Source organism: Pseudomonas sp. B6(2017) (assembly GCF_002112765.1).
GTDB classification, from domain to species: domain Bacteria; phylum Pseudomonadota; class Gammaproteobacteria; order Pseudomonadales; family Pseudomonadaceae; genus Aquipseudomonas; species Aquipseudomonas piscis.
On sequence record NZ_NEIQ01000028.1, the window covers coordinates 37,975 to 63,543 of the forward strand.

The following is a 25,569-nucleotide window of genomic DNA, read 5'->3' on the forward strand; positions in this document are numbered from 1 at the left end:
GCCCGGCCATTGAGTCGGGCTTTTTGTTTGTGCTGTTTTATCAACATGTATCCGGCATTAATTGCGACTCATCGTTCTGAGTGGTATTCGTTGACTCTGAACAAAGGAGATGCAATGGCTATTTACACTTGGAAGAAGAATACGATTGATGGTTTTGAGATCTGGAACGTGTATGTGGATGGGGAGCTGTACCCCATTCCTTTCTCAAGCGAGGCGCTAGCGAAGGACGAGATTGAGCTTCTGAAGCAGAAAGAACTCAAGCCCGAACGTAATCGCAATGTCAGAAAGCCGGGCGACGACTAATTAAGTGTTCCCAGCCACAACTTTTATCAGAGCCCAGCCATAGTGCTGGGCTTTTTCATTTGCGCTCCCCGAAAGGGAGGAATCGAGTATGTCCAACATGCCAGAAAAGAACCCCGATCTTTGGGCGGCAGCGCTGGCATGGTTTGCTGTGCATCAGCCACAGATCTATGCAGGTGGCACGGCTGCCATTGTTGCCGTTTTCCGAGTGATCTATGGCGGTGGTAGTGGTCGCAAGATGGTGTTGGAAGCTGTCATCTGCGGTCTGATCGGCTCTAGCCTTATCCCCCTGCTTGAGTACTTCACGCTCCCGGCCAACCTGGCCACCTTCGCTGGCTGCATGGTCGGATTTGTAGGGGTGGAGAAGCTCAGGGACTACTCCGATCGCTTCATGAGCCGCAAGGCTGAAGGCTGACGCGCCACGTTTTCGAATGCGCCAAATCGTGGCGCGACAACCTTAGGAGTCACCATGGACAACCAGCACAAGAAGATCACCGGCTACCGCGACCTCACCCAGTGCGAGATCGACGGGATGAACTCCATCAAGGCCCTGGAGGCCGACGCCGGCGAGCTGTTCAAGCAGATCGGCCAGATCGAAGGCGTTGATCCGCGGCTGCTGGCCCTGGCCAAGACCAACCTGCAGCAAGGCTTCATGTGGTTCGTGCGCTCGATCGCCAGGCCTGCTGATCCTTTCAGCTGATGGGCGACGGAACCCGCCTACGCCATGCGCTTCCGTTGAGCCAGGACGTCAACAAAGCGCTGACCGATCTGGATAGCGCGATCGCCAAGGCCATCGACGCCGCCAAGGCTGCCGGACTGCCTCAGGGTCTGATCGTCGCAGAACTGCAGGGTCACGCCTTGTTACAAACTCAAGTCATGGTTGATTGACCTGTGCAATTGAAATGACATTTCCCCCGGCCGATGATGGCAATTCAACCATTCAAGGAGCTACGAGATGTCGGATATCGTGAAGGGTGCAGTGGTTCAGCTTAAAAGCGGTGGACCACAGATGACCGTAGAGGATGTTGGTAATTATGCCGGTCAGTGGGGCACAGGTCCTGAAAACGGTGCGAAATGCGTGTGGTTTGAGAAAAGCGAAGTTAAAGAAAAGGTATTTGATGTTGAGGTTTTGACCTTGGCTTGATGCCAGCAAAGAAATAGAGGGCCTCGCATAAAGCGAGGCTTTTTCGTATCTGGAGAGATCATGACAACCAAGCAACCCGACTGGGAGGCGATCGAACGAGCCTACCGGGCCGGTGCGCTTTCCATCAGAACTATCGCTGAGCGCCAAGGCGTGAGCGACACCGCAATCAGAAAGAAGGCCAAGACCCTTGGATGGGCGAGGGACCTTTCTGACCAAGTGCGAAAAGAGGTTCGCAGCAAGCTGGTTCGCGGTGAAGTTCGCAACGACCAAGGCGCGAACCGCGAACTTGACGCAGAAATCATCGAGGAGGCTGCGGAGGAAGGTGCGCAGGTGGTTCGCAGCCACCGCCGTGATATTCGCAGGGCCACGAACATTGCGAACCTTCTGATGGATGACCTGCTCACCACGATCAAGCGCCGCGAGGAGATCGAGGGCGCCATCGCTGAAGAGACTGCCGATGATGAGAGTGGCTTTCGCCGTAGCTCGATGCTCGCAGCGGTAGCCCTGCCCAGCAACGCCAAAACCCTTTTCCAGCTGTCCTCGGCTATGAAGAACCTCCAGGTGCTCGAGCGTCAGGCATTCGGCCTGGATGAGAAGGAGAAGAAGGACGAAGCGGACGAACTGTCCAAGCTGATGGATGAATTATCGAAGGAAGCCTGACCCATGAAGCCCGAGTATATGAAACTGCTCCGGGATCGATTTTGGCGCCTGAACAACCTCTACTTCATCACGGACAAGCAGGGCAAGAAGGTCCGCTTCCGCATGACGCAGGAGCAGGTCGATTACTTCCAAGGAATGCACACCCGGAACATCATCCTCAAGGCTCGGCAGTTGGGCTTCACCACGCTGGTCTGCATCGTCCAGTTGGACGCCGCGCTGTTTGAGGCCGCCAAGTGCGCCTTGATCGCCCACACCCTGAACGACGCCAAGCGCCTGTTCCGGGAAAAGGTGAAGTACGCCTACGACAACCTGCCGAAAGAGATTCGCGCCGCCAACCCTGCGCGCAACGATGCCGCGGGTGAGCTGGTGTTCAGCAAGGGTGGGTCGCTTTACGTCTCGACCTCCTTCCGGGGCGGCACGCTGCGCTATCTGCACGTGTCCGAGTTCGGGAAAATCTGCGCCAAGTTCCCGCACAAGGCCCGCGAGATCGTCACCGGTGCTTTCGAGGCCGTGGCCGCTGAGTGCTTCGTCACCATCGAATCGACGGCTGAAGGCCGGGCCGGATACTTCTTCGACTACAGCCAGTCTGCCGAGAAGCAGCAACTGGCCGGTGTGCCCCTGGGCCTGCTGGATTGGAAGTTCTTCTTTTTCAGTTGGTGGCGTAATCCGCTTTACTGGCTCGACCCGGCCGACGTCACGATCCCGGATCGTCTGACCAAGTATTTCGACGAGCTGGCGGCCAAGCACGGCATCGTCACAAACCCAGGCCAGCGCGCCTGGTACAGCGCCAAGGAGAAGACCCTTGGCGACGACATGAAGCGGGAATACCCGTCGATCCCGGCCGAAGCCTTCCAGCAGTCGATCGAGGGCGCCTACTACGCCCAGCAGTTCACAAAGTTGTATGCCGCTCAGCGCATCGGCTCGATACCAGACAACAGCCACTTGCCGGTGATGACCTTCTGGGACATCGGCGTCGGCGACTCCACGGCCATCTGGTTTGTGCGCAAGGTTGGCGACCAGTACCACGTCATCGACTACTACGAGAACTCAGGCGAGGGCCTGCGGCACTACATGAAGGTGCTGAAGGATAAGGGCTACACCTACTCGGAGCACTGGGGCCCGCACGATATCGATAACCGCGAGTTCGGCAGCGACGCCAAGACCCGCCGAGAGCTGGCCCGGGAGGGCTACGACATCGACGGCGAGAAATACAGCATGACCTTCGAGGTTGTCCCAAAGCTTGGCGTCAACGACGGCATTGAGCAGGTCCGGGAGATTCTTCCGCACTGCGTGTTCGATGAGTCGAAGTGCGAGGAAGGCCTAGGCTGCCTCGAGAACTACCGCAAAGAATGGGATGACAAGCGCGGCTGCTGGAAAGACAAGCCGCTTCACGACTGGACCTCACACGGTTCTGACGGCTTCCGCTATTTCGCCGTGGCGAAAAGTGCGCGGAAGCCGGCCACCTCACTGAACATGGGATTTGCCCGATGACAGACGTCACCTTCACCCGCCCAGAGTACGACGCGGCGAGAAACCGTTGGCGCCTGGTGCGCGATGTCTGCAAGGGCTCAGAAACCATCAAGGCCGCCGGCGAGCGATATCTGCCGCGGCCTAATGCTCACGATATGAGCAGGGAGAACCAGGAACGCTACGTTGGCTACAAGCAGCGTGCGGTGTTCTACAACGCCACCGGGCGGACCAAGCACAGCCTGGTGGGCGCCGTATTCCGTACTTGGCCGACGCTGACAGTCCCGGGCGCGCTCGACTACGTGGCCAAGGATGTCGATGGGCAGGGCGTGAGCATCTATCAGCAGTCCCAGTCAGTGATTGGGCACCTGCTTGAGGTGGGGCGTCACGGGCTGCTGGTGGACTACCCGCAAGTTGATGGACAGGCCGTGAGTGTTGCCGATATGGCGTCTGGCCGTGTCCGTTCGACGATCAGCAGCTACCCGACGGAAGCGATCAAGAACTGGAAGACTCGCAAGGTAGGTGGCCAGCACCTGCTGAGCCTGGTGGTGCTGGAGGAGAAGGTCGATGTCGACACTGATGATGGTTTCGGTAGCAAGCAGGTAACCCAGTATCGCGTGCTGCGTCTGGATGCGGACGGAAACTACACCCAGGAGGTGTGGGAAGAGGGCTCTGGTCAGACCTCTATGGTCATAGCTCCTTTCACCCCGTTGAACGGCGCAGGCCAGCGGTGGAGGGTGATCCCCTTCCAGTTCTTGGGAAGCGAGAACAACGACGCGAGCATCGATGACTCTCCGTTGTACGACATGGCCGAGATCAACATCGCGCACTACCGCAACAGCGCTGACTACGAGGATGCGGCTTACCTGATGGGCCAGCCCCAGGTTTACATGGCAGGCCTCAGTGAGCAGTGGGTGAAGATGCTGGAGGAGAAGGGGATCTACTTCGGTTCCCGGGCCATTCTGCCTCTGCCTCAGAACGGCACTGCCGGCATTCTCCAGGCCCAGGCCAACACCATGATCAAGGAAGCCATGGACACCAAGGAGGATCAGTTGATCGCCCTCGGCGCCAGGCTGATCGAACGCGGAAGTGCGGTGAAGACCGCCACCCAGGCCGACAACGACAGTGCCGCTGAGCATAGCGTGCTGTCCTTGATTGTGAGCAATGTCAGCGAGGCCTATTCGCAGTGCCTGGAATGGATGGGCGAGTTTCTGAACGTCGCCGGCGAATCGCTCTACAAGCTGAACCAGGACTTCACGCAGATCAGCCTCGACCCCGCGATCCTTTCTGCGTTGTTCAACGCGGTGCAGGGTGGTCGGCTGCCTGAAGCTGACTTCTGGCAATACCTACGCGACCGCGGCGTCATCGATCCGGAGAAGACCGACGACGAGATCCGGGATGAGCTGCAGACTGCTGAAGTGGGCCCGCAACTGGATGACCTGATCGGAGGGGCTGGTAATGGCGGCAAACCAAGCGATCCTTGATGCCACTATCCGGCACGCTGTGTTCCTCGAGCAGCTGAAGTCGGGGGAGGTCGAGAAGTTCGGCCCCTTCCTCAAGGAGATCGATAGGTCGATCCGTGACCGCCTGGCGCGCGCGGACCTTACTGAGTACACCACGCGGCGCCTTGAGGTGCTGCTGCAGGAGGTCGATAGCCTGCTGCTGGGCATCTTTGATCGGTACAGCGAGAAGCTGAACCTGGATCTGGTCGACATCGCCAATTATGAGGCACAGTTCGAAGCTACAAGCCTGACCCGTGCGGCGCCGGTGGGTGTGTCCTTTGAGGCTGCTGTCCCGGGCGCTGCGGCGATCAGGACCGCGATCCTCTCCAATCCGCTCAGTGTGCGCGGCGTGGATGGTGGGAAGCTGTTGAAGTCGTTCATTGATGGCTTCACGGCCACCGAGCGGCAACGCCTCACAGGCGCGATCCGGCAGGGCTTCTTCGAAGGCCAGACCAACTTCCAGATCATTAAGAACATCCGCGGTACCAAGGCACTCAACTACAACGACGGCATCCTGGCCACGACCAACCGCAACGCCGGCGCCATTGTGCGAACGGCAGTGCAGCACGTTGCCACCCAGGCGCGCATGGAGACGCTGAAAGAGAACTCCGAAGTTGTCCAGTCGGTGGAGTGGGTCAGCACGCTGGATTCGAAGACCACGCCCCAGTGTCGGACGCTCGATAAACGTCGGTTCAAGCTGACGGAAGGGCCCAGGCCACCGATCCACATCAACTGTCGCTCGACGGTGGTGGCGGTGACCCGGTTCAGCGCGCTGTTCGCCGATGGCGCTACGCGCGCCTCTATCGGGGATGACGGACCGCAGCAGGTGAGAGCGGACCTCAGCTACTACGAGTGGCTCAAGCAGCAGCCGGCAGCATTCCAAGACAGGGCGATTGGCCCTAAGCGCGCCAGGTTATTCCGCGAGGGTGGCCTAAGCGTGGAGCGCTTTGCAGAGCTGCAGCTTGATCGGAGCTTTTCACCTCTGACCCTGGTGCAGATGAAGGCTCTCGAGCCTCTGGCGTTCCAGAAAGCTGGAATATAGCCCGCACTCAATCGGTAAGCTCGAGGGCATTTACTGCCCGATTGAAGAAGGCATAGCGCTTTTTTGCGCGGCGAAAACGGCCGGTAGATACAAGCGCATCAACGACCTCGGCAGAAGCCTGCATGGTGTTGCGATAAGGGGAGCCTTCAGCCAGAAACTCACGACGAATGATCGGATCAAGTGTCATTTGCTGATCCTCTGGATACTTGTCTAGGGTCTGAGCGCGCTGGTTAATCGCCAGATGAGCGATCTCGTGATTCTTCAGGTAGTTGATCAAGTCTTCCACCACCAGGCAGGTACCCGCCCCGCCATATGGAAGTTTTATTGCGATTTTGTCTTGGGTGAGAAGAGGGTGTGGCGCTTTGACGGAGGAGTCGAAGTCCTCAGCAATCAGTTTTCTGTAATGAGCGATAGGCATGACTGCGTACTCAGCTTCGCCGGCTTCGTTGTGAATGAACTGCACTGCTTTCATAGTGATGCGCTCCGTGTTTGTGTTTTTACACTGTAGTCTACAATGTAGATAAATAAAAGATTTATTTCTAACATGCAGGCAGGGCCTGCACCTACGTCTCTGGGAGACAACCAATGCTGAAATTCCAACTGGATACCCTGGAAGGGGTAGACGAATCCGTGCGCGCTTTTTACACCGAGAAGGACGGCAAGTACGTCCTGGGCATTGAAGGGTTGCCTCAACCAGAAGACGTATCCGGCCTGAAGTCGAAGGTTGAAGAGCTGCTGGCCGAGAAGAAGGCCGAGGCCGACAAGCGCAAGGCTGCTGAAGAGCAGGCTCGTCTGGAGCGCGAAGAAGCGCTGCGCAAGTCTGGCAACGTCGAAGAGCTCGAGAAGTCCTGGTCCGAGAAGTACAGCCGACGTGAGGCAGAGCTGGCCGGTCAGCTGGAGTCAGAGCGCAACACCCTGCAAGGCCAGATCCGGGATCTGACCGTAGGGCGTACCGCTACCGAGATTGCAACAACCCTGGCTATCCCAGGCAGCGCTAAGGCACTGCTTCCCCATATCGAACGCCGCTTGAGCGTCGAGCAGCGCGACGGCAAGCCTACCGTCGTAGTACTGGATCAAGCCGGCAAGCTCTCCGCAACCACGTTGGAAGAGCTGAAGAATGAATTCACGAAAGACCCTGCGTTCGGTCCTCTGATCGCAGGCAGCAAGGCATCTGGCGGCGGGGCCGGCGGTGCAGGAAATAGCGGTGGGGCCGCTCTGAAACGATCCGAAATGTCCTCAGTCGCCAAGCGTGAGTTCATCACTGCAAACGGCCAGGACGCCTACCTGAAATTGCCCAAATAATGGAGTAACCCATGGCGACTACCGTCACCTCGGACATGATCGTCTACAACGATCTTGCCCAAACCGCCTACCTGGAGCGCATCCAGGATGTGATCGACATCTTCAACTCTTCTTCCAACGGCGCTCTGGTGCTGGACAACGAATTGATCGAAGGCGACCTGCGCAAGCGCGCTTTCTACAAGCTCGGCGGCTCCATTGCTCACCGTGACGTGAACTCGACCGCTGCGGTTGCTGGTCAGAAGATCGGCTCCGGCGAAATGGTCGGCGTGAAGGTGCCTTTCAAGTACGGTCCTTACGAGACCACCGAAGAGGCCTTCAAGCGTCGTGCGCGGTCGCCTGAGGAGTTCTCCGAGCTGGTGGGTCAGGACTACGCCGATGCAGTGCTGGAAGGCTACATCCAGTACGCCATGGCCGCGCTGAAGGCTTCCATCGGTGCCAACCCCAATATGGTAACCAAGGCCAGCTTTGCCACTGACGGCAAGAAGGCGCTGACCAAGGGTATGCGCAAGTTCGGTGATCGGTTTGGCCGTATCGCGCTGTGGACCATGGACTCGGCGACCTACTTCGACATGGTCGACCAGGCCATCACCGAAAAGGTTTACGAAGAAGCCGGCGTGGTCATCTACGGTGGCCAGCCCGGCACCATGGGCAAGCCGGTTCTGGTGTCGGACGTCATCCCGACCGAGACCATCTTCGGCCTGCAGGCTGGTGCAATCAAAATCACCGAGTCCCAGGCCCCTGGCTTCCGCTCGTACCCGATCAACACCCAGGAAAACCTGGCGATGGGCTTCCGCGCTGAGGGCACCTTTAACCTGGACCTGCTCGGCTACAGCTGGAAGGACGCCACCGGTGGCGTAAACCCGAACCTCGCCGCGATCGGCGCCGGTGCCAACTGGACCAAATACGCCACCAGCGACAAGGTCACTGCCGGCGTTCTGATCGATCTGTCCGCGCCTTAATCAGCGCCTTCCTCAGCAAGCGGTTCGTCTTGAGCCGCTTTGGAGATACCCATGGAACTGACTTACTCTGCGCAAACCACGGACTTCGATCCCGATAAGCGCTATCGCAACCCTGAGCATTTCGATCGAGTGGAGCCCGGCGCGGTGAAGGTCGTGGTGGTCGGCGATTGGCCCAGGGTGGTGGATGCATACGAAGGAGAGGGTGTTGAGGTATCCATCATTGAACTGCAGAAAGCAGCGCCGCAACAATGCGCTGCAGGCACCGGTCGTGATGAAGCACTTCACGCCGAGATCAGCGGCATCCGTAGCGATCTAAAGTCGGTTGCGTTGATCGTCGAGTCTTTCGTTGCGCAGCGCCTGGAGAGGCCTGAGGGCGAACTGGGTGAAACCGCTGGCCGCCTGTTCGAGATTCTCGAATCGGTCAATGCTGGCATCGCCAGCCTGCAGCTTGAGCGCGACGGCGAAATCGAAAAGGCCTGCCTGCTGCAGAAGCAAGTTGACGATCTGTTAGCTCAAGCAGCCAAGCATGATGCAGAAACTGATGAGGCTCGTGAAGCCAAAGAGATTGCGGAGCTGAAGGCGCGTCTCGATGCAGCGAAGGTGCAGTATCGCGTTAACGCCTCGAAAGATTCACTTGAAAGGCTCAGCGCTGATCTGCCAAAGGCCTGATAATACTGGTTGCCAGTGATCTGGCAGCCATTTTTCACACCACTCCAGCGAGTCGACGCATGACGCTCATCATCGAGAACGGCACGGGAAAGCCTGATGCCGAAAGCTACGCATCTGCGGAAGACCTGGTCATGTACGCCGTGAAGTTTGGTGTTGCCATCCCTGGGGAAATGCTTGCGCAGGAAGCGCTACTGCGTCGGGCCGCCTTAGCGATGGATGGTATGAAGTGGAAAGGGCGCAAGACCTGCGGCGAGCAAGCTCTGGCTTGGCCGCGCCGGGAAGTGTTGTTGGATCATGAACTTAAGTCTGACAACTACCTGCCGGCGCGGATCCAGTACGGCCAGATGGCGTTAGCTGCGGAAATTCATCAGGACGATATCGATCCGATCGAGAAGCGTAAAGGCGCGGTAACCCTGGAGCGAGTTGAAGGGGCGGTTACTCGAGAGTACGCCGCTATCCCGAACACCAGTGACCGATTGTTACCGGCAGCGCCGAATCGGCCGAGTTCTACTCAGTTCGCGGACTATCTTCAAAACCGCGGCCTGTTTGCAGTTCGTGCCTGATGCCAGCTTAGAATTTAATCAAAAAGGGAGTAACACTTATGAACGAAGTTGAAGCATGGAAGTATTTCGCAGGTCAGGCATTGTCTGGACTGCTGGCTGGGCGGGCTAGTTGGATAGCGGAAAATTATGCAGCCGAAAAGGCTGGCGTTTACGCGGATGAAATGACAAAGCTTTTTAAGCAGAAGTATCCGGCACCCCTTCCTGAGAAGTAACTGACACAGACCCAGCCATCGTGCTGGGTTTTTTATTTTTGGAGCCACCATGGCCAGCTTCTACGACGAAATGGCCGTGATGGCTCTGGAGATGATCACAGAGTTCGGCCAGCCCGTGATCATCCGCGATATCAAGCCTGGCGAGTACGACCCTGAAACCGGGTCGGCCGGGCCTGACACCGTCACTGAGCAAACCGCCCAGGGCATCCTGCTCGATTTCACAGGCCTGGAGTTCCAGAGCAACAGCCTCATCAAGCAGGGCGACAAGAAGCTCAAGGTTGCCGCACAAGGGCTGGAGTGGGCGCCAGATCTGCTGAACAAGGTGGTCATTCAGGGGCGGATTTGGTCCATCGTTCCGCCGCTGAAAGAGATCAATCCCGCCGGTACGCCGATTCTGTACGAACTGCAGGTGCGGTCATGAACCGGTACGCGGGCAGGAATGGCAGCTTCGCCGAGAACATCCGCCAGTTCGCCGAGCAGGCCCAGGCCGGCATTGATGCCACCTTCCGCGAGCTCGTGATCGAGATCGGCAGCAGCGTGATTCGCATGTCACCGGTGGGCAATCCGGAGATCTGGGCGGCCAACGTGGCGCACCGTGCGACCAATACGCGCGCAGCCGACGACTACGACTTCAAGGTTTCGGTGCGCAACACGCTGATCAACCTGAACGAAAGCAACTTCACCAAGGCTGGCAAGCTGCGCCGCGGCGTGAAGTACGCCAAGCCTCTGACCAAAACCGAGCGTGAGCAGAACTTCAACGTGAACGGCCTGGTCGCCGGCAAGGACTATGTCGGTGGCCGCTTCCGGGGGAACTGGCAGTTCTCGATCGATACGCCGGCTGAAGGTGTACTGGATCAGATCGACCCATCCGGCAATGTCACCATCGCGGTTCTGCGTACCCAGGTGCAGTCGCTGACCGCTGGCCAGACAGCCTACATCGTGAACAACCTGCCTTATGCGGTGCCGCTTGAATACGGACATTCGCAACAGGCCCCCGGCGGCATGGTTCGAATCACGCTCGCCAGGTTCCAGCAGATCGTCGATGAAGCCATCAGGAATAACCAGGTATGAGCCACAACGTCATTGCCTCGATCTTCGAGGCCAGGGTTATCGCCTGGGCGGAGGCTAGAACAACACCACTGAAAGTGGTCGTTGAGAACGAGGCCTACATGCCGAAGGACGGAGAAACCTACCTCCGTGCCTACACACTGCCAGCTGACACGGCGAGCAACACCCTGGGCGGCGACCACCGGCTGTACACCGGTGTTTTTCAGGCCAGCGTGGTGGCTCCATCGGGCAAGTACCGCGGTCCGGCCGGCGGCCTGGCTGACGAGATCGGCGCACTGTTTCCGCTGTACGAGCGGAACGAGAAGGGCGGCCTGACAGTGGTCACCATGACGCCTCCAGACCAAGGCCCAGGCATTCAGGGAGACACAACCTACACCGTGCCTGTGTCATTCCAGTACCGAGCTGATACCAACTGATTCTGCCCATCGGGCAACCCAACGAACCCGCCACTGAGCGGGTTTTGTTATTTCTAAAGAGAGGAAAACCCAATGGGATACAAAATTCCTAACGGCGGTACCTTCCAGCACGCCGCTACCTACGCTCCACCCCTGGCGTTCACTGCCATCACCAATGCCGCCGAAGCAGTCGCTTCTGTGGTGGCTGCCGACCTGGACGTTGGTGACATCGTGCTGCTGACCTCGGGCTGGAGCAAGCTGGACAACAAGGTGGTTCGCGTGAAGGCCGCAACCGCCACTGCGATTACGTTGGAAGGGATCGACACCACCGACACGCAACTTTTCCCGGCCGGCAATGGTGCGGGCTTGATAAAGAAGATCCTCAGCTGGGTGCTGATTCCTCAAGTCACGGATCTGGCGTTCTCCGGCGGCGAACAGAACTACCTCGATGTGGTGTTTCTGGAGGATGACCAGGGCAAGCAGATCCCGACCGATAAATCGGCAGCGAGCATGACGCTGACCATCGCGGATGATCCGGCCCAGCCCTTCAACTCGGTCCTGATGTCTGCTGACTCGGGCAAGAAGGTTCAGGCCGCACGCCTCAACCTGCCGGGCAATGACACGCTGTTGTACGGGGCCTATACCTCGTTTTCTAAGCAGCCTGCGGTATCTCGCAACAATCTGCTGACCCGTACCGTGAGCTTGGCGTTGCAGTCCGAGCCGACCCGCTACCTGACCTCGGTGTAACCCATGGCCAAGTTCTCACTGATCCAGAATCCGACCTTCAAGGCCGACGTGATGGTCCCGCAACTGGGCGGTCAGCCGGTGAAGGTCGGGTTCGTATTCAAGTACCTGGACAGGGCTGGTCTGGCCGAGCTCTACGCCGAGTGGGGTGAGCGCCACAAGGCGTTGGTCGCCAAGGCTGATGACATGGACCTCATGGCTTTCACCGCTGCCCAGATCGATTTGCAGGTCGACCAGGTCAAGGCTGTGGTCGCTGGCTGGGATTTCAAGGAAGAGTTCAACGACCAGAACGTCCGTCTCCTGGTCTCCTCGATTCTCTCGGTGCCCAGCGCTGTCCTCGCGACGTACTCCGAAGCCTTCAACCAGGCCCGCCTGGGAAACTCCTAAGCGCCGCACGCGCCCTCTATCAGCAGGGGCCATCTGCTGAAGAGCTCAAGACCTTTGGCTTCCTGGTGGGTGATCTGACCGGCCAGGACGTTGAGGTTTGGCCGGACGTTTGGCCTGCCTTCCTTGTCTTCGAAGCGATGAGCACTCAGTGGCGGGTGGGGGCGTGTGGCGCGACGGGCCTGGACTACGGAGCGCTGCCGAGTGTCATCCGAATGTGTGGCGTGCCGGCCAGCTCCCGGCAAAATATTTTCAGTGACGTCCGGCAGATGGAGGCTGAAGCCTTGGCCGTCATGGCTGAACAGAGAGACAACAAATGACCACTACCTTCGCTTCGCTTGGCATTGAGGTTGAGTCGTCTCAGGCGGTCAAGGCTGCTGATGACCTGGATAAACTGGTCGACGCGGCCGAAGGGGCAGAGAAGGCCGTCGATGATCTTGGCAAGGCAGGGGAGGGCCTAGCTAGCACCGGCAAGAAAATCAGCCAAGCGGAGGCGGAGGCTGCCCAGGGCATCGACAAGGCCACCAGTGCGAAAGAACGCCAGGTCGACGCCAGCCGCAAGGCTGGGACAAGCGCTGCCAGCGAAATCGCCATCATCAGCCAGCTCGACAAGGCGATGACCGGCAACATCGACAGCATGGAGAAGCTGGTCCAGGCAGAGGGACTGCTTGAGCGTGCCCGCAAGGGTGGTCTGGTCACCATCGAGCAGCAGGAGGCCTACCAGGAGCGTCTCGGCAAATCCTTCGACAAGATCGAGAAGGCCGAGGCGAAGGAGGCGGCGCAGAAGCAGCGCCTAATCGATGCCGAGAACCGGCAGATCGAAGCACTCAAGCGCACAGTCAACAGCATTGACCCGGTGAACGCGAAGCTGGCTAAGCTGGAGGCGCAGGAAAGGGCGGCGAATGAGGCGTTTCAGCGCGGAGCGATCAGCGCCGAACGCTACAACGAGGCCCTGGCCAAGATCGGTAAGGACCGAGCCGGTCTGACTGCAACAGAAACTGCATTCGACAAATTGAAGCTCGGCACCCGCCAGGCTCAGGAAAACGTCATGCAGTTGAGCAATGCCCTGCAGTCGGGGGATTGGGGGAGTGGTGTTCGCGCAGTTACGCAGCTTGGTGCTGGAGCCGGGGCGAGTGCTGCAAGCCTTCTCGCGCTCGCGGCGCCTATCGCTCTTGTAACTGCCGCAATCGGTACTCTTGCCTATGCCTATTACAAGGGCAGCGAAGAGCAGGATGCTTACAACAAATCGCTGATCCTTACCGGAAACTATGCGGGCGTGAGTGCCGGGCAGTTGGGCGATATGGCGCGCCAGGTCAGTGCCACGGTAGGCACAACCGGGCAAGCGGCCGCGGTACTGGCAATGCTGGCCGAAAACGGGAAGATTGCCGGCGAGAGTTTCACAGGCATCACCCAGGCAGCCGTGTCAATGCAGGAGGCTACGGGCAAAGCGGTGAGCGAGACAGTCGCCGAGTTCTCCAAGTTGGCCGACGACCCGGTGAAGGCCTCAGCAGCGCTGAACGAGCAGTATCACTACCTGACGGCCTCGGTTTACTCGCAGATCGCCGCACTGGAAGAGCAGGGTGATCATGCTGGAGCCGTAAAGCTGGCAACTGAGCAGTACGCTGATGCAATCAATGAGCGGACGCCGCGAATCCTGGAAAACCTGAGTTTCTGGGAGAAGGGCTACAACGCAGTGGCCCGCGCTGCAGATAACCTGAAGAACGTTGGCCGACAGGATATCGGCAGCGATATCGAGCAGGCTCGGCGTAATCTGGCCAGGGCGCAAGCTGGAGATATTGGCGCTTTCCAGAATAAGAAAGTGATGGTCGATTTCTACCAGAATCGCCTCAACATGCTGGAGGACCAGAAAGCTGCTGAGGAAGACATTGCCAAGTGGGAGAAAGAGCAAGCGAAGGCCCAGCTTGCGTCTCAGCAAGCCATGGCGAAAGTTGATGCCCTTGCTAAGTCAGCATGGACCAATGAGCAGAAACGCAACGAGGCCCTGAAAGAGTATCGCCAGCAGCTTGATGATATTCGCCAGACTGACCCCAACGACGAACGCTTGGACAAGGCTGTTGTTGATAAGAACATTGCGAACATCAACGACAAGTTCAAGGACTCGAAGACTGCCGCCGGCGCCGTCGACCTAACGGTTTTCAATACCTCGAAAAACACCCTCACTGGCATCCTGTCCGAGTACAAAAACGCCCAGAAGGAACTGGACGCAGCGCAGAAGGCCGGACTGGTTTCTCAGGCCGACTACCTCCTCAAGCGTGAGGCCATGATCGGCAATGAGCGGGACGAGATCACGGCGGCCTATGAGGCGGAGATTGCGGCACTTGAGGCCGCCAAGGGTAAGGCCAGCACCTCCGCCGCCCAGCGCATCCAGCTAGACCAGAAGATCGCCGATGCCCGCGCCGCCATGGTCAAGGCTCAGCAAGATGCTGACACCGAGCTGAGCGTGCTGGCCAAGAATGAAGAAGGCCGACTGAAGAAGCAGGAGCTGGCGGTCAAGACCTACACCAGCGCCCTGCAGCAACAAGTCGATACTCTGAGTGAGCAGGGCCTGCGAGCTGCAGCCGGCCTTGGCCAGGGTGATCGCCAGCGGGATCTGACCAACCAACAGAACGCGATCGACGACCGCATCAACCAGCAGAAGCTGGACCTGGCCAACCAGTACGGCGATGGCTCCCGAGGCATGAGCCTTGATGAGTACACGCAGAAGCTACAGGCGCTGGAAGCCAGCCAGCAGAAGCTGCACGACACCGTTGTCAGCAACTACGACGAGATGACGGCCGCCCAGGGCGACTGGACGAATGGAGCTTCTTCCGCCTGGCAGAACTACCTGGAGTCAGCGCGGGATGTTGCCGGCCAAACCAAGAGCCTATTCAGCAACGCCTTCGGCTCCATGGAAGACGCGATCGTGCAGTTCGCTACCACTGGTAAGTTTTCGTTTGCGGACTTCACAAAGTCGGTTCTTGCCGACATGGCTCGGATCGCAGCGCGGCAGGCGGCCTCTTCTGCGCTCAGTTCGTTGTTCGGCATGGCTGCATCGGCTGCTGGGTCGTACTTCGGTGGCGGGGCGGCCTCGGCCGGCTCAACGCAGGCTGGATATACCGGTGTCGACTTCTCCGGGTACCGGGCCGCTGGTGGTCCCGTGTCCCCAAATTCTCTGTACGAGGTGAACGAACTGGGCCCCGAACTCTACAGCGAGGGCGGGCGGTCGTTTCTGATGACCGGTGCTAACGGCGGTAGCGTCACTCCGCTGACTTCTGGGGCGCTTGCTGGCGCCGCTGGTGCCCAGGGCGGCGGCAATACCTACAACTTCCCTGTATCGGTGTCAGTCCAGACCTCCGGCGATGGAGGAGCCGCTACGGCACCACAGGACGCCGCCCAGATTGGGAAGAGCATCCAGCAAGCAGCCAAGACCGAAGCGGAAACAGCCATTAATCGGGCGCTACAGCCTGGCGGATCCATCTGGCGACTCACCAACGGGAGGGCGTGATGGCGATAGAGACCTTCACCTGGCCAACGCAGAACGGGGATTCCCCCACCATCGAATATCGAACTCGATCAACCCAGTTTGGGGGCGGGTACAAGCAGGTGGTGGGGGACGGTCCCAACAATAAGCAAGACTCCTATCCGATCACCTATACCGGCTCGAAGTCGAAGGTGGCCGACATCATGGCCTTTTTCGACCGGCACGCCGGGGCGAAAGCCTTTCTGTGGACTACACCCCTTGGCCAGCTAGGCCTGTTCACCTGCAAGAACCCAACACCGGTTCCTGTGGGTGGGGGAGTGTTCAAACTCACGGCCACTTTCGAGCGGGCCTTTCACCCCTAAGGGGATCCCATGTCTCTGATTAGTGATATCCAGACTCTCGAGCCTGGCAGCGAGGTGTTGCTGTTCGAGCTCGACGGTACGGACTATGGCGCGGATATCCTTCGCTTCCACGGGCACGCCATACCGCACACGCCTGCGGAACTGATCGCCGCCGGAGCCGCAGCGGATGAGCTGCCCGCCAAGTCGATCTGGTGGCAGGGCAACGAGTACGGTGCCTGGCCGATGCAGATCGAGGGCATTGAGGCAAACGGCGATGGTACTGCTGTTCGGCCCAAGCTCTCTGTAGGCAACGTGAACGGGCGTATCACGGCCTTGTGCTTGGCGTTCGACGATCTGCTGGAGTTCAAGCTGACCATGCGCAACACCTTGGGCCAGTTCCTGGACGCCGCAAATTTCGAGGGCGGAAATCCTCAGGCTGACCCTACCCAGGAAGCCATAGAGGTCTGGTACATCGACCAGAAGACGAACGAGGACGGAGAGTCGGTGACCTGGGAACTTGCCAGTCCTGGTGATGTGGGATCGGAATCAATTGGCCGCCAGATGACCACGCTCTGCCACTGGGCTTTGACCGCCGGGTACCGGGGCCCGAACTGTGGGTGGACTGGAGGCTATTTCGACATGGACGGCAACCCCACCGATGATCCCGAAAAAGACCAGTGCAATGGGCTGCTTTCGACCGGCTGCAAATGCAGGTTTGGCGAAGGAAATGCCTTGCCATTCGGGGGGTATCCCGCTGTCTCCTTGATCGCGAGGAGCTGACCATGCTCAAACACATCCTTGCTGCCGCGCAGAAGCACGCTGCGGCTGAGTACCCGCGGGAGTGCTGCGGGCTGATCCTGGCTGTGGGCCGAAAGCAGCTCTACTTCCCTTGCGCCAACGTGGCCACTGAGCCGACTGAGGAGTTCCGCATCGCACCGGAGCAGTACGCCGAAGCCGAGGAGCAGGGCGAGGTGATCGGCATCGTGCATTCGCACCCGGACGCCACCAGCAGGCCTTCGCCGCGCGACTTGGCCATGTGTGAGGCCACCGGCCTGCCGTGGTACATCCTGTCCTGGCCGGAGGGCGACCTGCGGGCCGTGATGCCAATAGGTGAAACGCCGCTGCTGGGGCGGCCATTCGTGCACGGCGCCTGGGATTGCTGGCAAGTTTGCGCCGACTGGTACAAGCGTGAGTGGGGCCTGGACTTCCCACCCTACGCCCGCGAGGACGGCTGGTGGGAGCAGGCCGCCGGCCCAAGCCTGTACGAGCAGGCCTATGAGGCTGCCGGCTTCTACCAGGTCGATCAGCCTCAACGTGGGGACATGATCGTTATGGCTGTGGGCCGGACTGCACACCCGAACCATGCAGGGATTTACCTCGGCACAGATCCAGTGCTACCAGGTGAGGATGCAAAGGTGTTCGGCAAAGGGCCATTCTTGCTGCATCACCTGTACGGGCGGCCTAGCGAGATCATCATTTTCGGCGGTCCATGGCTAGACCGGACACGCCTGATTCTCAGGCAAAAAGATGCGCAACCAACCACAGAAAGCGGCGCAGCCGCGGGAGAGAGTTATGAATCAGCTGATTGAAGTGACTGATGATGGGACAGTGCGCATTGTCGGAACTGTAATTCGCGACAATGCGCAGGCTGTACTCAATTACTTGAATGCTCAAGCGATGAAAACAGAGCTCAGCCCTTCGGTTGTGCTGCCTTTATCTCATCAATAATTTGCAGCGCCCCCTCGATCGGTGATTTGTAGAAGTCATGAAGATCGGCAGGTAGGCCGGTATCAAACTGAAGATATATTTTGAGCTGGGATTCCAACTTATCCCTCTCTGGTGCGTCTCGATAAACCACAGCAGTTAGTGCTTGGATCGTTTTGATAAGCCCGAGACTGAAGGCGTCGTTTCTTGTGAATCCTGGTGGTGCTCCGCTCATATCGACCTCCTAGGTCATAAACGCGCCGAAACTGGCGCAACCCCAGTCCTTGGGTTTGCAGGCGAAGGACTGGGGAATCCTTTGTTTTGTTATCGGACTTGACACCGAGAAAAGCAATTGAAGCAAGATTTACCTTCGGTTACTTCACAGTTAAGCGATCTGGGATCAGCTTTCGCTAGTGCAATTGGTAGAGTCGATTTTCAGTTCGTTTTCGGCCTCGTTCAGTTCGAATTTACGACCTTCTACTTCAAGAGCACCTTTGATTGCATCAAGATTTTCGACATCGTCGGGGGACAGTTTGACTACAGTGATGTCGCTGCCAGCGCGGTACTGTTCGGTTATTGAGATCTTTATGCAGTCAATCGAATTCTCTAAAGCGAGTCGTTTTTTCAGATCATCAGCAGCACCCATTTAGCTTCTCCATTGAGAGTAAAAGGGCACCAAGCTACTATGCCGAACGTCTGCGCAGTTACTGGCATTCCATCCACACTGGATGACCGCTCAGGAGCAGTTGTAGGGATTTTCACCAGCGCAGAAGTGAGACGGTAGAAAGCCTGGCCCACACGCTGGGCTTTTTCGTTTCAGGCATTCCATCCTCGCTGTATGGGCGGACAGGGGCGATGCTACAGTCACCTCTCTCACCAGCGGAGGAGTCGTGTCATGGCAGTGAAAACGTTCGTCTTCAGTCTGAAAACCAAAAGCGGCAGTGGTATGAGTAACGTGCTGCAGAACGGTACCGATCAGAGAGACGCTGAGCGCAAGATTCTTGAGAAGTATCCAGGCGCAACCATTCGGGAAGTCCGCCAGCAGTGATTTCTAAGCCCAGCCCCGCGCTGGGCTTTTTGCATCTGGATCCAGCCCTTTCGCAGCAGCATCAAATAGCTTGAACGAAAGGATAAGCTGCAGGTCCAGGCATATGTATGGCGCTGGTGTATGCATCGCCAAGGTAACTGATCATGTGCATGGAGGGGCTGGTCATGGGTAAAGGATGTTTTGCGGTTGCCTTACTTTTTCTTTCGTACCCGCTCGCGGCGTCTGCCGACACCCATTCAAGCGTGGTGCCAATGGATTTCAGTCGGTGCGAGCAAGCACAAGCTCAGATCATCGCCCAGCTGAACTCTCGTCCGTCTCGCATAGAAAAGGTCTCGGATGCGCCTGGCCAAAAGGCTGTTCGCGTTTACAGCAACGGCATGGACGTCCTGATCACTTGCGACTCTGAAAAGAGGAGGGTTCTGGTAGAGGTTTCCACCAATGAACCGGGAATGATGAGTGTGTCTGCTGACGGGGCTCGGTGAGGTGCATTGACCATGGACGGGTTTAGCTGCAGCTAGTACCAGATTGTCAATCTGGAGGCCGCTAATGTGGCGTTTTGATGCGCGTGTTCTGCAATGGTAGATTGCCCTCAAACCATATAGAGGGACCGACATGCGAATTCTGATAGCGGCCGTGGCTTTTGCAGTTTTGACGGGGTGTGCTTCCACGGCTATTTCAGTGCGCGATGCCCAGCCTGTACCAGCAGATGAGGTATATGCGTTCCAGTCGCCGCCATCTGGTGATAGCGGGCAAATCACGGTTGTGCGCGATTCAGGTGCTGTCGGATCGGGCTGTGACATTGTCGTCTATATAGACGGTCGTAAAGCCGCGAAAATAGGTACCGGGCAGCGAGCTACATTTTACCTTTCGCCGGGCTCGCCGAACCTCGGGGCCGGATTGGCAGGGTCGGGTCTGTGTTCTGGTGCAGCGATCCGCACCATCGCAGCCACTGTGACGCCAGGGAAAGAAACTTTGTACAGGATCAGTGGCGACATAGGCGGTTTCTACATCGGTCCTTATGTCGACTACAACTGAAATTAGGAACACTCGAAGCCGCCATCAGGCGGCTTTTTTATGCGCGGAGAAAAAGCAGTGAAGACATCAGTGATTGACTACCAGCCTATGACCACTATCCGTCTGTATGGGCAACTGAGGCAATTCGGCAAAACCTTCAGGCTTGCAGTGAGATCCCCAGCCGAGGCCATCAAGGCCCTGTGCGTCCAGATTCCTGGCTTCGAACGATTTCTATCGAGCGCTCAAGCGCGAGGGCTAGAGTTTGCGATTTTTCGCGACAAGCACAACATCGGCGAAAAGGAGCTGTGTTACTCCGGAGCCGGCGATATCCGCATAGCTCCTGTAGTGGTGGGTAGTAAACGGAGCGGAATTCTTCAAACAGTTGTTGGCGCGGTCTTAATCGTTGTAGGGGCTGTTTTCTCCGCTACTCCTTTTGGTGCGCCGCTGATTGGCGCAGGTATCGGCTTGGTCGCCGGCGGCGTGATCCAAATGCTCAGCCCCCAGCAAGGCGGTCTCAAGCAAAGCGCCTCTCCCGAGAACATGCCTTCCTACGCCTTCGGCAGTGCCAAGAACACCACCGCGAGTGGCAACCCGGTCCCTATATGCATCGGTGAACGCCGGTGGGGCGGGGCGATCATTTCTGCCTCGATATACGCGGAAGACAAAGCTTAAACACCACAACGTCAAACGGCCGCCTTGAGGCGGTTTTTTTATGCCTGGAGGAAAGATGGACGTCGAGATCCACGGCGCAAAGGGTGGTCAGAAAAAGCCGAAAATGCCATACGAGGCTGCTGATAGCCTGCGCTCGACCAACCTGGCCAAGATCCTAATTGCAGTAGGTGAGGGCGAGTTTGAGGGTACCCCAACAGCACGCGACATCTACCTGGATAACACGCCAATCCAGGATGCCAGCGGCTCCTACAACTTCACCAATGTGAAGTGGGAGTGGCGGCCGGGTTCTGTGGACCAGGACTACATCCCAGGCATTCCCTCGGTCGAGAATGAAACCTCGCTGAACATCGAGCTGCGCAGCGGTGCGCCGTGGGTGCAGTCGATCAGCAACACCCAGCTTTCGGCGGTACGGGTGCGGATGGCTTGGCCGGCGCTGCAGGCCCAGGACAACGAGGGCAATGTTAACGGCTACCGAATCGAATACGCGATCGATGTGGCCACCGACGGTGGCGCCTATCAGCAGGTCCTGGCCGAGGCCGTCGACGGCAAGAGCACCTCTCGCTACGAGCGCTCTCGCCGAATTGACCTGCCGTCTGCGACGTCGGGCTGGCAGATCCGGGTACGCCGTATTACCCCGAACCAGAACACCAACAAAGTAGCCGACACCATGTTGATCGCCGGTTACACGCAGGTGATCGACGCCAAGATCCGGTACCCGAATACCGCACTGCTCTACATCGAGTTCGACGCCGAGCAGTTCACCAACATTCCTGCCGTCACCGTGAAGTGCAAAGCCCGCAAGTGGCAGGTGCCCAGCAACTACGATCCGGTGGCCAGGACCTACTCGGGGATCTGGGATGGAACGATGAAGCAGGCCTGGACCAACAACCCTGCCTGGATCACCTTCGGCATTTGCACCGAAAACCGCTTCGGCCTGGGCAAGCGCATCAAGAGCTGGATGGTCGACAAGTGGGAGCTCTACCGGATCGCGCAATACTGCGATCAGCTGGTTTCCAACGGCCTTGGCGGCCAGGAGCCGCGTTTCCTTTGCGACATGAACCTGCAAGGCAAGGCCGATGCCTGGTCGCTGCTGCGGGATATCGCCGGCATCTATCGCGGCATGACCTGCTGGGCCCAGGGCCAACTCGTCATGCAGGCCGATATGCCTCGGGCCCAGGACATCGACTATGTGTTCACCCGCTCGAATGTGGTGGATGGCAAGTTTTCCTACGGCAGCGCATCGGCCAAGACCCGTTACACCCGCTGCCTGGTGAGCTACGACAATCCAGCCAACAACTACGACACCGACGTCATTCCTTATGCCGACATTCCGCTACAACGCCGGTTTGGCGACAAGCCTACCGAGATCAGCGCAATCGGCTGCACCCGGGCCAGTGAAGCCCAGCGCCGCGCCAAGTGGGCAATCCTGAGCAACAACCAGGACCGGACAGTTACTTTCAAAACCGGGATGGAAGGGCAGATTCCATTGCCTGGCTTCATCATCCCGGTTGCCGATTCGCTGCTGGCGGGCCGGGAGGTGGGCGGACGAATCGCGGCAGCGGCTGGTCGCGTGGTGACGCTGGACCGCGACACCCAGGCGAAGGCCGGCGATCGGCTGATCATCAACCTGCCCGCTGGCAGGGCTGAGGGACGCACGGTACAGAGCGTCAAGGGGCGTCAGGTCACGGTGACCACAGCCTATAGCGAATCTCCCGCCAAGGACCTGCAGTGGGCCCTCGATGCTGATGATCTGGCCATTCCGCTGTATCGCGTGCTTCGAACTGCACGAACGCCGGAAGGTGACTACGAAATTAGCGCCCTGCAGTATGAGCCCAGCAAATACGCATCGATCGACACCGGGGCTCGCCTGGAAGAACGGCCCATCAGCATCATTCCGGTGACTACTGTTCCGGCGCCGACGAGCGTGGCTCTGTCTTCCGATTACGCCATCGATCAAGGCTTGGCTGTCAGCACGATGACGATTGCCTGGCCCGCGGTATCCGGCGCTGTCGGTTACGACGTGGAATGGCGCAAGGACAGCGGCAACTGGATCAAGCTGCAACGTACAGGATCCACCAGCGTGGATGTGACGGGAATCTACGCTGGTGCCTATCTCGCCCGAGTACGTGCAGTGAGCGCCTTCGAGATCTCCTCGACATGGAAAAGCTCCGATCTGACCCAGCTCAAGGGCAAGGATGGTGTGCCGCCTGCGGTGGCGTACCTGAACGCCTCCAGCGAGTTGTTCGGCATCAAGCTGAAGTGGGGATTCCCTGCTGGCGCCGAGGATACCCAGCGGACGGAAATCTGGTACGGCGCTGGCAACAGCCTGGAGCATGCCGCCAAGCTCTCGGACCTGGCTTATCCGCAGTCTGACTTTCTGCTGCAGGGCCTGGCTGCTGGTGCAACGTTCTTCTTCTGGGCTCGCCTAGTGGACCGCACCGGCAACGTCGGACCGTTCTACCCGGCTGTTAACGGGGTTCGCGGTCAGGCCAGCTCCGATGCCGATCTGATCCTCGACTACATCAAAGGCAAGATCGATGAGTCCAGCCTGGGCCAGCACCTCAAGGAGGAGATCGACAAGATCAGCGGCGACGGCCCCGGCTCTATCAACGAGCGCCTGGAAGCGATCAAGGACCTGATCAAGCAGTACACCGACGCACTGGCCTGGGACCCTGCGAAGACCTACAGCAAGGGCGAGATCGTGCGGCAGGGGCAGAACCTGTACCAGGCCCTCGGCCCGGTACCAGCTGGCACCCAACCGCCAAACGCGCAGTACTGGAAGGACGTCGGGACGATCCTCGAAGAAGCCAATGCCTTGGCTGGCGACGTGCACAACCTGACGCAACAGATCACAAACATCGACGGCAAGGTCAAGGCTGTGTCGGAGAAGGTGGACGGGGTCTTTGTACAGCTCAACCCGCCCATGGCTGGTGATAGCGGCGAACTGGTGGGCCAGGATACCGGTTACGCCGGCGTGTGGTCGGTCTGGTCCGCCGTCGCAGAAGGCGACTACGTCCAGGCCAAGCGCACGGACATTGTCGAGGCCGATCTCGGCAAGGCAAATGCGCGCGTCACAGACCTGACCACCGCAATGGTTACGGCTGATTCTGCCCTGGGCGAAAGAATCACCCAGGTTGACGCCAAGGTTGGCCAGAACACCGCGGCCATCCGTGACGAAACAAAGGCCAGGGTTGATGCGGTGGGCGCTGTAGCGCAGCGCACAAGCACAGTTGAGACAAATCTCAACGGAGTGTCGCTGAAGGCCGACGAGGGGCTGCGCGTCGCGCAGGAGGCCAACGGCAAGTTCTCGCAAATGTGGTCCGTGCGCCTGCAGTACAACTCTGGAAGCGGCGAGTACAAGTTCGCAGGTATTGCCCTGAGTATTGAGAACGGCCCCAACGGCGTGGTGCAGTCGAAGTTCGTAATTGACGCGGATATGTTCGCAATTCAGCAGGGCGGGAGCGTTCCGTTTGCGGTTGAGGGCGGCCAGGTTTTCATGAAGTCGGCATTCATTAAGAACGGCTCGATCGACATGCTCAAAATCGGCAGTAACCTGACCTCAAGTAACTACGTGAAAGACGTTTCGGGCTGGGCATTTTTGCCAGACGGAACTTTCCAGATGATGGGGCAAGTTGGAGGGGGGAATAAACTGATGATTAATAATAGCGGGATTTATATCTACTACCCGAACGGCGTTAAAGCTATCGATTTGAGCGTTGACGCATCATGAGCGCCGGACTTGTTACAAAAGATCAGTCCGGCAATATCACGTCAGATATGACTAAGTACCTTAGTCAGTGCGTTGGCTTTGTTACTACAAACAAAGAGAATGGGTCTGCATCTATAACCATGCCAGCAGGCAAGAGCTATTTCTATACCATTGCCCCGCTTGAACCTAGCGTGCGTTCGGCTGGTAAGCCGCCTGGCGTGACGCTCACAAATGACCTGATTACTTGGCAGTATCGTTTGCCTAGCGGTTTTCCGATCAATTGTCGAATCTATTACGGATACTTTAATGGCTACAGCAGCATTAATCGCCAGGAATCCTGATGGCAGCATCCTGTACGATACGTCAAAGTCTATTTATGGCTTGATCAAGAGCGGTCCGGTGGAGTTTGCTGAGGCTTGGAGGCGCATCCAGCCAGCCGGAGGCCCTCATATCTACTACGATAATATCTATAAATTCGTGGTCAAGAATGCGATAAGTCCTATTGTTTTCGTAACGGGTGCGTGCAATCAACCAATTATCTCAAAAGAGGGAGATAGCACGGTTTTCTATTTTGCCGGGCAAGTAGCCGATATTAAGGTTTATTGTTTTGACTTAATGGCGCCAATTTTTACAGGGCCGGCACTTAAAACAAGGGCTAAAGATGGATCTTTCACGTTCAACAGTCTACAGCAGCCTCTAAATATTATTGGTACCTCTACGGCACCTCCACCACCACAAGCCGAAAACCAATGGGGAACACCATTTGGCCGTGGTGGCTACTTTAGGGTAGTTGTTCCTCAGTACGACGTTGGTGGTAGTTATCTTGGTGGCTACCCTGAATATGGGTACATACACCAGCTCAACCCAGGCAAGACGTACGCCGCATATATCCCATGGAGCAGGGGATGCTTTTTTCAAAACCCATTACCAGCAGGTAACGACATCATGCGTGGCGGTTTGCACGAAGGTTGTTACGGTCTAGAAGGCATGGTCGTACATAATATGTGGACTTCCCCTGAGTCAACCTACGGCAAAATCAATGGTTATCCAGGCACTCCGCAGAGTACTTGGGGGACTGCTACTGATCGTATTCCTCAATGTCCTTATATTGATGTCTCTGAATATCAATATCCTTTTGATCCTCCCCGCTAGTTGGAGAAGCCATGGCACGCAAGAACATTGAACTCGG

Annotated in this window: 34 protein-coding genes; 31 read left to right on the forward strand and 3 right to left on the reverse strand. The window is 57.9% G+C overall.

All coding sequences use genetic code 11. The features are described from left to right. Positions 1-114: 114 nt before the first annotated feature. The 9 genes from CAG11_RS31490 to CAG11_RS31530 all read left to right on the forward strand — a co-directional run bounded on the left by CAG11_RS31490 (position 115) and on the right by CAG11_RS31530 (position 6,115). Positions 115-303 (forward strand): hypothetical protein, encoded by a 189-nt coding sequence (locus tag CAG11_RS31490; RefSeq protein WP_085600402.1) that lies wholly within the window; start codon positions 115-117, stop codon positions 301-303. Positions 304-391: 88 nt separating this feature from the next. Continuing rightward, complete coding sequence (locus CAG11_RS31495; RefSeq protein ID WP_011062053.1) at positions 392-715, forward strand: phage holin, lambda family; 324 nt, start codon at positions 392-394, stop codon at positions 713-715. A gap of 54 nt (positions 716-769) precedes the next feature. Beyond that, on the forward strand, positions 770-1,000 hold the full coding sequence (locus CAG11_RS31500) for a hypothetical protein (protein WP_085600404.1): 231 nt from the start codon (positions 770-772) through the stop codon (positions 998-1,000). Further along, complete coding sequence (locus CAG11_RS31505) at positions 1,000-1,188, forward strand: hypothetical protein (RefSeq protein ID WP_085600406.1); 189 nt, start codon at positions 1,000-1,002, stop codon at positions 1,186-1,188. Before CAG11_RS31500 ends, CAG11_RS31505 begins: the two co-directional genes overlap by 1 nt. 67 nt (positions 1,189-1,255) lie before the next feature. Then, a complete protein-coding gene (locus tag CAG11_RS31510; protein WP_085600408.1) occupies positions 1,256-1,444 on the forward strand; it encodes a DUF2158 domain-containing protein in 189 nt (62 codons plus the stop codon). Between the two features lie 60 nt (positions 1,445-1,504). Then, positions 1,505-2,104 (forward strand): hypothetical protein, encoded by a 600-nt coding sequence (locus CAG11_RS31515; protein WP_085600410.1) that lies wholly within the window; start codon positions 1,505-1,507, stop codon positions 2,102-2,104. Positions 2,105-2,107: 3 nt separating this feature from the next. Continuing rightward, positions 2,108-3,595 carry a terminase gene (locus CAG11_RS31520; RefSeq protein ID WP_085600412.1) on the forward strand — a complete coding sequence of 496 codons (1,488 nt, stop codon included), beginning with the start codon at positions 2,108-2,110 and terminating at the stop codon, positions 3,593-3,595. Further along, entirely contained in the window at positions 3,592-5,055 is a 1,464-nt protein-coding gene (locus tag CAG11_RS31525; RefSeq protein ID WP_085600414.1) for a DUF4055 domain-containing protein, read from the forward strand. Before CAG11_RS31520 ends, CAG11_RS31525 begins: the two co-directional genes overlap by 4 nt. After that, positions 5,030-6,115 (forward strand): minor capsid protein, encoded by a 1,086-nt coding sequence (locus tag CAG11_RS31530; protein WP_085600416.1) that lies wholly within the window; start codon positions 5,030-5,032, stop codon positions 6,113-6,115. Before CAG11_RS31525 ends, CAG11_RS31530 begins: the two co-directional genes overlap by 26 nt. A 7-nt stretch (positions 6,116-6,122) precedes the next feature. On the opposite strand, the gene CAG11_RS31535 is transcribed toward CAG11_RS31530, so the two are convergent. Next, the gene (locus tag CAG11_RS31535) at positions 6,123-6,587 is read right to left on the reverse strand and encodes a hypothetical protein (protein ID WP_085600418.1); all 465 of its coding nucleotides are present in this window, start codon (positions 6,585-6,587) and stop codon (positions 6,123-6,125) included. Positions 6,588-6,700: 113 nt separating this feature from the next. On the opposite strand from CAG11_RS31535, the gene CAG11_RS31540 reads away from it, so the two are divergent. The 15 genes from CAG11_RS31540 to CAG11_RS31605 all read left to right on the forward strand — a co-directional run bounded on the left by CAG11_RS31540 (position 6,701) and on the right by CAG11_RS31605 (position 17,822). Then, positions 6,701-7,417 carry a hypothetical protein gene (locus CAG11_RS31540; RefSeq protein WP_085600420.1) on the forward strand — a complete coding sequence of 239 codons (717 nt, stop codon included), beginning with the start codon at positions 6,701-6,703 and terminating at the stop codon, positions 7,415-7,417. Between the two features lie 11 nt (positions 7,418-7,428). Further along, a complete protein-coding gene (locus CAG11_RS31545) occupies positions 7,429-8,376 on the forward strand; it encodes a major capsid protein (protein ID WP_085600422.1) in 948 nt (315 codons plus the stop codon). A gap of 51 nt (positions 8,377-8,427) precedes the next feature. Next, the gene (locus CAG11_RS31550) at positions 8,428-9,045 is read left to right on the forward strand and encodes a hypothetical protein (protein ID WP_085600424.1); all 618 of its coding nucleotides are present in this window, start codon (positions 8,428-8,430) and stop codon (positions 9,043-9,045) included. 59 nt (positions 9,046-9,104) lie between these two features. Beyond that, positions 9,105-9,608 carry a DnaT-like ssDNA-binding protein gene (locus CAG11_RS31555; RefSeq protein WP_085600426.1) on the forward strand — a complete coding sequence of 168 codons (504 nt, stop codon included), beginning with the start codon at positions 9,105-9,107 and terminating at the stop codon, positions 9,606-9,608. Positions 9,609-9,646: 38 nt separating this feature from the next. Then, positions 9,647-9,820, forward strand: a complete 174-nt coding sequence (locus CAG11_RS33710) for a hypothetical protein (protein WP_158091453.1) — start codon at positions 9,647-9,649, stop codon at positions 9,818-9,820. 49 nt (positions 9,821-9,869) lie between these two features. Further along, complete coding sequence (locus CAG11_RS31560; RefSeq protein ID WP_085600428.1) at positions 9,870-10,241, forward strand: hypothetical protein; 372 nt, start codon at positions 9,870-9,872, stop codon at positions 10,239-10,241. After that, entirely contained in the window at positions 10,238-10,891 is a 654-nt protein-coding gene (locus tag CAG11_RS31565; RefSeq protein WP_085600430.1) for a hypothetical protein, read from the forward strand. Before CAG11_RS31560 ends, CAG11_RS31565 begins: the two co-directional genes overlap by 4 nt. After that, entirely contained in the window at positions 10,888-11,304 is a 417-nt protein-coding gene (locus CAG11_RS31570) for a phage tail terminator-like protein (protein WP_085600432.1), read from the forward strand. Before CAG11_RS31565 ends, CAG11_RS31570 begins: the two co-directional genes overlap by 4 nt. A 72-nt stretch (positions 11,305-11,376) precedes the next feature. Further along, positions 11,377-12,030, forward strand: a complete 654-nt coding sequence (locus CAG11_RS31575; RefSeq protein ID WP_085600434.1) for a phage tail protein — start codon at positions 11,377-11,379, stop codon at positions 12,028-12,030. Between the two features lie 3 nt (positions 12,031-12,033). Next, positions 12,034-12,414 (forward strand): phage tail assembly chaperone, encoded by a 381-nt coding sequence (locus tag CAG11_RS31580; RefSeq protein WP_085600436.1) that lies wholly within the window; start codon positions 12,034-12,036, stop codon positions 12,412-12,414. 65 nt (positions 12,415-12,479) lie between these two features. Continuing rightward, the gene (locus CAG11_RS31585) at positions 12,480-12,731 is read left to right on the forward strand and encodes a DUF1799 domain-containing protein (RefSeq protein WP_085600438.1); all 252 of its coding nucleotides are present in this window, start codon (positions 12,480-12,482) and stop codon (positions 12,729-12,731) included. Then, positions 12,728-15,916, forward strand: a complete 3,189-nt coding sequence (locus CAG11_RS31590) for a phage tail tape measure protein (RefSeq protein ID WP_085600440.1) — start codon at positions 12,728-12,730, stop codon at positions 15,914-15,916. The genes CAG11_RS31585 and CAG11_RS31590 overlap by 4 nt, the downstream gene beginning before the upstream one ends. Next, positions 15,916-16,254, forward strand: a complete 339-nt coding sequence (locus CAG11_RS31595; RefSeq protein ID WP_053138299.1) for a phage tail protein — start codon at positions 15,916-15,918, stop codon at positions 16,252-16,254. Before CAG11_RS31590 ends, CAG11_RS31595 begins: the two co-directional genes overlap by 1 nt. A gap of 9 nt (positions 16,255-16,263) precedes the next feature. Further along, positions 16,264-17,013 carry a phage minor tail protein L gene (locus CAG11_RS31600; protein ID WP_085600441.1) on the forward strand — a complete coding sequence of 250 codons (750 nt, stop codon included), beginning with the start codon at positions 16,264-16,266 and terminating at the stop codon, positions 17,011-17,013. 2 nt (positions 17,014-17,015) lie between these two features. Continuing rightward, positions 17,016-17,822, forward strand: coding sequence for a C40 family peptidase (locus CAG11_RS31605; protein WP_085600443.1), 807 nt, complete (start codon positions 17,016-17,018; stop codon positions 17,820-17,822). A gap of 101 nt (positions 17,823-17,923) precedes the next feature. Here CAG11_RS31605 and CAG11_RS31610 read toward each other — a convergent pair whose 3' ends face one another. Both CAG11_RS31610 and CAG11_RS31615 read right to left on the reverse strand, forming a co-directional pair. Further along, positions 17,924-18,172: a hypothetical protein gene (locus CAG11_RS31610; RefSeq protein WP_085600444.1), complete on the reverse strand. Its 249-nt coding sequence runs from the start codon at positions 18,170-18,172 to the stop codon at positions 17,924-17,926. A 165-nt stretch (positions 18,173-18,337) separates the two neighbouring features. Further along, complete coding sequence (locus CAG11_RS31615) at positions 18,338-18,583, reverse strand: hypothetical protein (protein WP_085600445.1); 246 nt, start codon at positions 18,581-18,583, stop codon at positions 18,338-18,340. Between the two features lie 249 nt (positions 18,584-18,832). Between CAG11_RS31615 and CAG11_RS33715 the strand changes: the two genes are divergently transcribed. The 7 genes from CAG11_RS33715 to CAG11_RS33525 all read left to right on the forward strand — a co-directional run bounded on the left by CAG11_RS33715 (position 18,833) and on the right by CAG11_RS33525 (position 25,532). Then, the gene (locus CAG11_RS33715) at positions 18,833-18,985 is read left to right on the forward strand and encodes a hypothetical protein (RefSeq protein ID WP_158091454.1); all 153 of its coding nucleotides are present in this window, start codon (positions 18,833-18,835) and stop codon (positions 18,983-18,985) included. Between the two features lie 164 nt (positions 18,986-19,149). Beyond that, positions 19,150-19,467 carry a hypothetical protein gene (locus CAG11_RS31620; protein ID WP_143494848.1) on the forward strand — a complete coding sequence of 106 codons (318 nt, stop codon included), beginning with the start codon at positions 19,150-19,152 and terminating at the stop codon, positions 19,465-19,467. Positions 19,468-19,597: 130 nt separating this feature from the next. After that, positions 19,598-20,020: a hypothetical protein gene (locus tag CAG11_RS31625; RefSeq protein WP_085600449.1), complete on the forward strand. Its 423-nt coding sequence runs from the start codon at positions 19,598-19,600 to the stop codon at positions 20,018-20,020. A gap of 39 nt (positions 20,021-20,059) precedes the next feature. Then, positions 20,060-20,671 carry a tail assembly protein gene (locus CAG11_RS31630; RefSeq protein WP_256578815.1) on the forward strand — a complete coding sequence of 204 codons (612 nt, stop codon included), beginning with the start codon at positions 20,060-20,062 and terminating at the stop codon, positions 20,669-20,671. 55 nt (positions 20,672-20,726) lie between these two features. After that, complete coding sequence (locus tag CAG11_RS31635; protein WP_085600451.1) at positions 20,727-24,401, forward strand: phage tail protein; 3,675 nt, start codon at positions 20,727-20,729, stop codon at positions 24,399-24,401. Then, a complete protein-coding gene (locus CAG11_RS33520) occupies positions 24,398-24,721 on the forward strand; it encodes a hypothetical protein (protein WP_143494851.1) in 324 nt (107 codons plus the stop codon). Before CAG11_RS31635 ends, CAG11_RS33520 begins: the two co-directional genes overlap by 4 nt. Then, positions 24,687-25,532 carry a hypothetical protein gene (locus CAG11_RS33525; protein ID WP_143494853.1) on the forward strand — a complete coding sequence of 282 codons (846 nt, stop codon included), beginning with the start codon at positions 24,687-24,689 and terminating at the stop codon, positions 25,530-25,532. The genes CAG11_RS33520 and CAG11_RS33525 overlap by 35 nt, the downstream gene beginning before the upstream one ends. The last annotated feature ends 37 nt before the right edge of the window (positions 25,533-25,569 follow it).

What these genes read in the sequence shown, in the direction of transcription:
- CAG11_RS31490 (WP_085600402.1), top strand. Translation starts at nt 115, where the DNA reads ATGGCTATTTACACTTGGAAGAAGAATACGATTGATGGTTTTGAGATC.
- CAG11_RS31495 (WP_011062053.1), top strand. Translation starts at nt 392, where the DNA reads ATGTCCAACATGCCAGAAAAGAACCCCGATCTTTGGGCGGCAGCGCTG.
- CAG11_RS31500 (WP_085600404.1), top strand. Translation starts at nt 770, where the DNA reads ATGGACAACCAGCACAAGAAGATCACCGGCTACCGCGACCTCACCCAG.
- CAG11_RS31505 (WP_085600406.1), top strand. Translation starts at nt 1,000, where the DNA reads ATGGGCGACGGAACCCGCCTACGCCATGCGCTTCCGTTGAGCCAGGAC.
- CAG11_RS31510 (WP_085600408.1), top strand. Translation starts at nt 1,256, where the DNA reads ATGTCGGATATCGTGAAGGGTGCAGTGGTTCAGCTTAAAAGCGGTGGA.
- CAG11_RS31515 (WP_085600410.1), top strand. Translation starts at nt 1,505, where the DNA reads ATGACAACCAAGCAACCCGACTGGGAGGCGATCGAACGAGCCTACCGG.
- CAG11_RS31520 (WP_085600412.1), top strand. Translation starts at nt 2,108, where the DNA reads ATGAAGCCCGAGTATATGAAACTGCTCCGGGATCGATTTTGGCGCCTG.
- CAG11_RS31525 (WP_085600414.1), top strand. Translation starts at nt 3,592, where the DNA reads ATGACAGACGTCACCTTCACCCGCCCAGAGTACGACGCGGCGAGAAAC.
- CAG11_RS31530 (WP_085600416.1), top strand. Translation starts at nt 5,030, where the DNA reads ATGGCGGCAAACCAAGCGATCCTTGATGCCACTATCCGGCACGCTGTG.
- CAG11_RS31535 (WP_085600418.1), bottom strand. Translation starts at nt 6,587, where the DNA reads ATGAAAGCAGTGCAGTTCATTCACAACGAAGCCGGCGAAGCTGAGTAC.
- CAG11_RS31540 (WP_085600420.1), top strand. Translation starts at nt 6,701, where the DNA reads ATGCTGAAATTCCAACTGGATACCCTGGAAGGGGTAGACGAATCCGTG.
- CAG11_RS31545 (WP_085600422.1), top strand. Translation starts at nt 7,429, where the DNA reads ATGGCGACTACCGTCACCTCGGACATGATCGTCTACAACGATCTTGCC.
- CAG11_RS31550 (WP_085600424.1), top strand. Translation starts at nt 8,428, where the DNA reads ATGGAACTGACTTACTCTGCGCAAACCACGGACTTCGATCCCGATAAG.
- CAG11_RS31555 (WP_085600426.1), top strand. Translation starts at nt 9,105, where the DNA reads ATGACGCTCATCATCGAGAACGGCACGGGAAAGCCTGATGCCGAAAGC.
- CAG11_RS33710 (WP_158091453.1), top strand. Translation starts at nt 9,647, where the DNA reads ATGAACGAAGTTGAAGCATGGAAGTATTTCGCAGGTCAGGCATTGTCT.
- CAG11_RS31560 (WP_085600428.1), top strand. Translation starts at nt 9,870, where the DNA reads ATGGCCAGCTTCTACGACGAAATGGCCGTGATGGCTCTGGAGATGATC.
- CAG11_RS31565 (WP_085600430.1), top strand. Translation starts at nt 10,238, where the DNA reads ATGAACCGGTACGCGGGCAGGAATGGCAGCTTCGCCGAGAACATCCGC.
- CAG11_RS31570 (WP_085600432.1), top strand. Translation starts at nt 10,888, where the DNA reads ATGAGCCACAACGTCATTGCCTCGATCTTCGAGGCCAGGGTTATCGCC.
- CAG11_RS31575 (WP_085600434.1), top strand. Translation starts at nt 11,377, where the DNA reads ATGGGATACAAAATTCCTAACGGCGGTACCTTCCAGCACGCCGCTACC.
- CAG11_RS31580 (WP_085600436.1), top strand. Translation starts at nt 12,034, where the DNA reads ATGGCCAAGTTCTCACTGATCCAGAATCCGACCTTCAAGGCCGACGTG.
- CAG11_RS31590 (WP_085600440.1), top strand. Translation starts at nt 12,728, where the DNA reads ATGACCACTACCTTCGCTTCGCTTGGCATTGAGGTTGAGTCGTCTCAG.
- CAG11_RS31595 (WP_053138299.1), top strand. Translation starts at nt 15,916, where the DNA reads ATGGCGATAGAGACCTTCACCTGGCCAACGCAGAACGGGGATTCCCCC.
- CAG11_RS31600 (WP_085600441.1), top strand. Translation starts at nt 16,264, where the DNA reads ATGTCTCTGATTAGTGATATCCAGACTCTCGAGCCTGGCAGCGAGGTG.
- CAG11_RS31605 (WP_085600443.1), top strand. Translation starts at nt 17,016, where the DNA reads ATGCTCAAACACATCCTTGCTGCCGCGCAGAAGCACGCTGCGGCTGAG.
- CAG11_RS31610 (WP_085600444.1), bottom strand. Translation starts at nt 18,172, where the DNA reads ATGAGCGGAGCACCACCAGGATTCACAAGAAACGACGCCTTCAGTCTC.
- CAG11_RS31615 (WP_085600445.1), bottom strand. Translation starts at nt 18,583, where the DNA reads ATGGGTGCTGCTGATGATCTGAAAAAACGACTCGCTTTAGAGAATTCG.
- CAG11_RS33715 (WP_158091454.1), top strand. Translation starts at nt 18,833, where the DNA reads ATGGCAGTGAAAACGTTCGTCTTCAGTCTGAAAACCAAAAGCGGCAGT.
- CAG11_RS31620 (WP_143494848.1), top strand. Translation starts at nt 19,150, where the DNA reads ATGGGTAAAGGATGTTTTGCGGTTGCCTTACTTTTTCTTTCGTACCCG.
- CAG11_RS31625 (WP_085600449.1), top strand. Translation starts at nt 19,598, where the DNA reads ATGCGAATTCTGATAGCGGCCGTGGCTTTTGCAGTTTTGACGGGGTGT.
- CAG11_RS31630 (WP_256578815.1), top strand. Translation starts at nt 20,060, where the DNA reads ATGCGCGGAGAAAAAGCAGTGAAGACATCAGTGATTGACTACCAGCCT.
- CAG11_RS31635 (WP_085600451.1), top strand. Translation starts at nt 20,727, where the DNA reads ATGGACGTCGAGATCCACGGCGCAAAGGGTGGTCAGAAAAAGCCGAAA.
- CAG11_RS33520 (WP_143494851.1), top strand. Translation starts at nt 24,398, where the DNA reads ATGAGCGCCGGACTTGTTACAAAAGATCAGTCCGGCAATATCACGTCA.
- CAG11_RS33525 (WP_143494853.1), top strand. Translation starts at nt 24,687, where the DNA reads ATGGCTACAGCAGCATTAATCGCCAGGAATCCTGATGGCAGCATCCTG.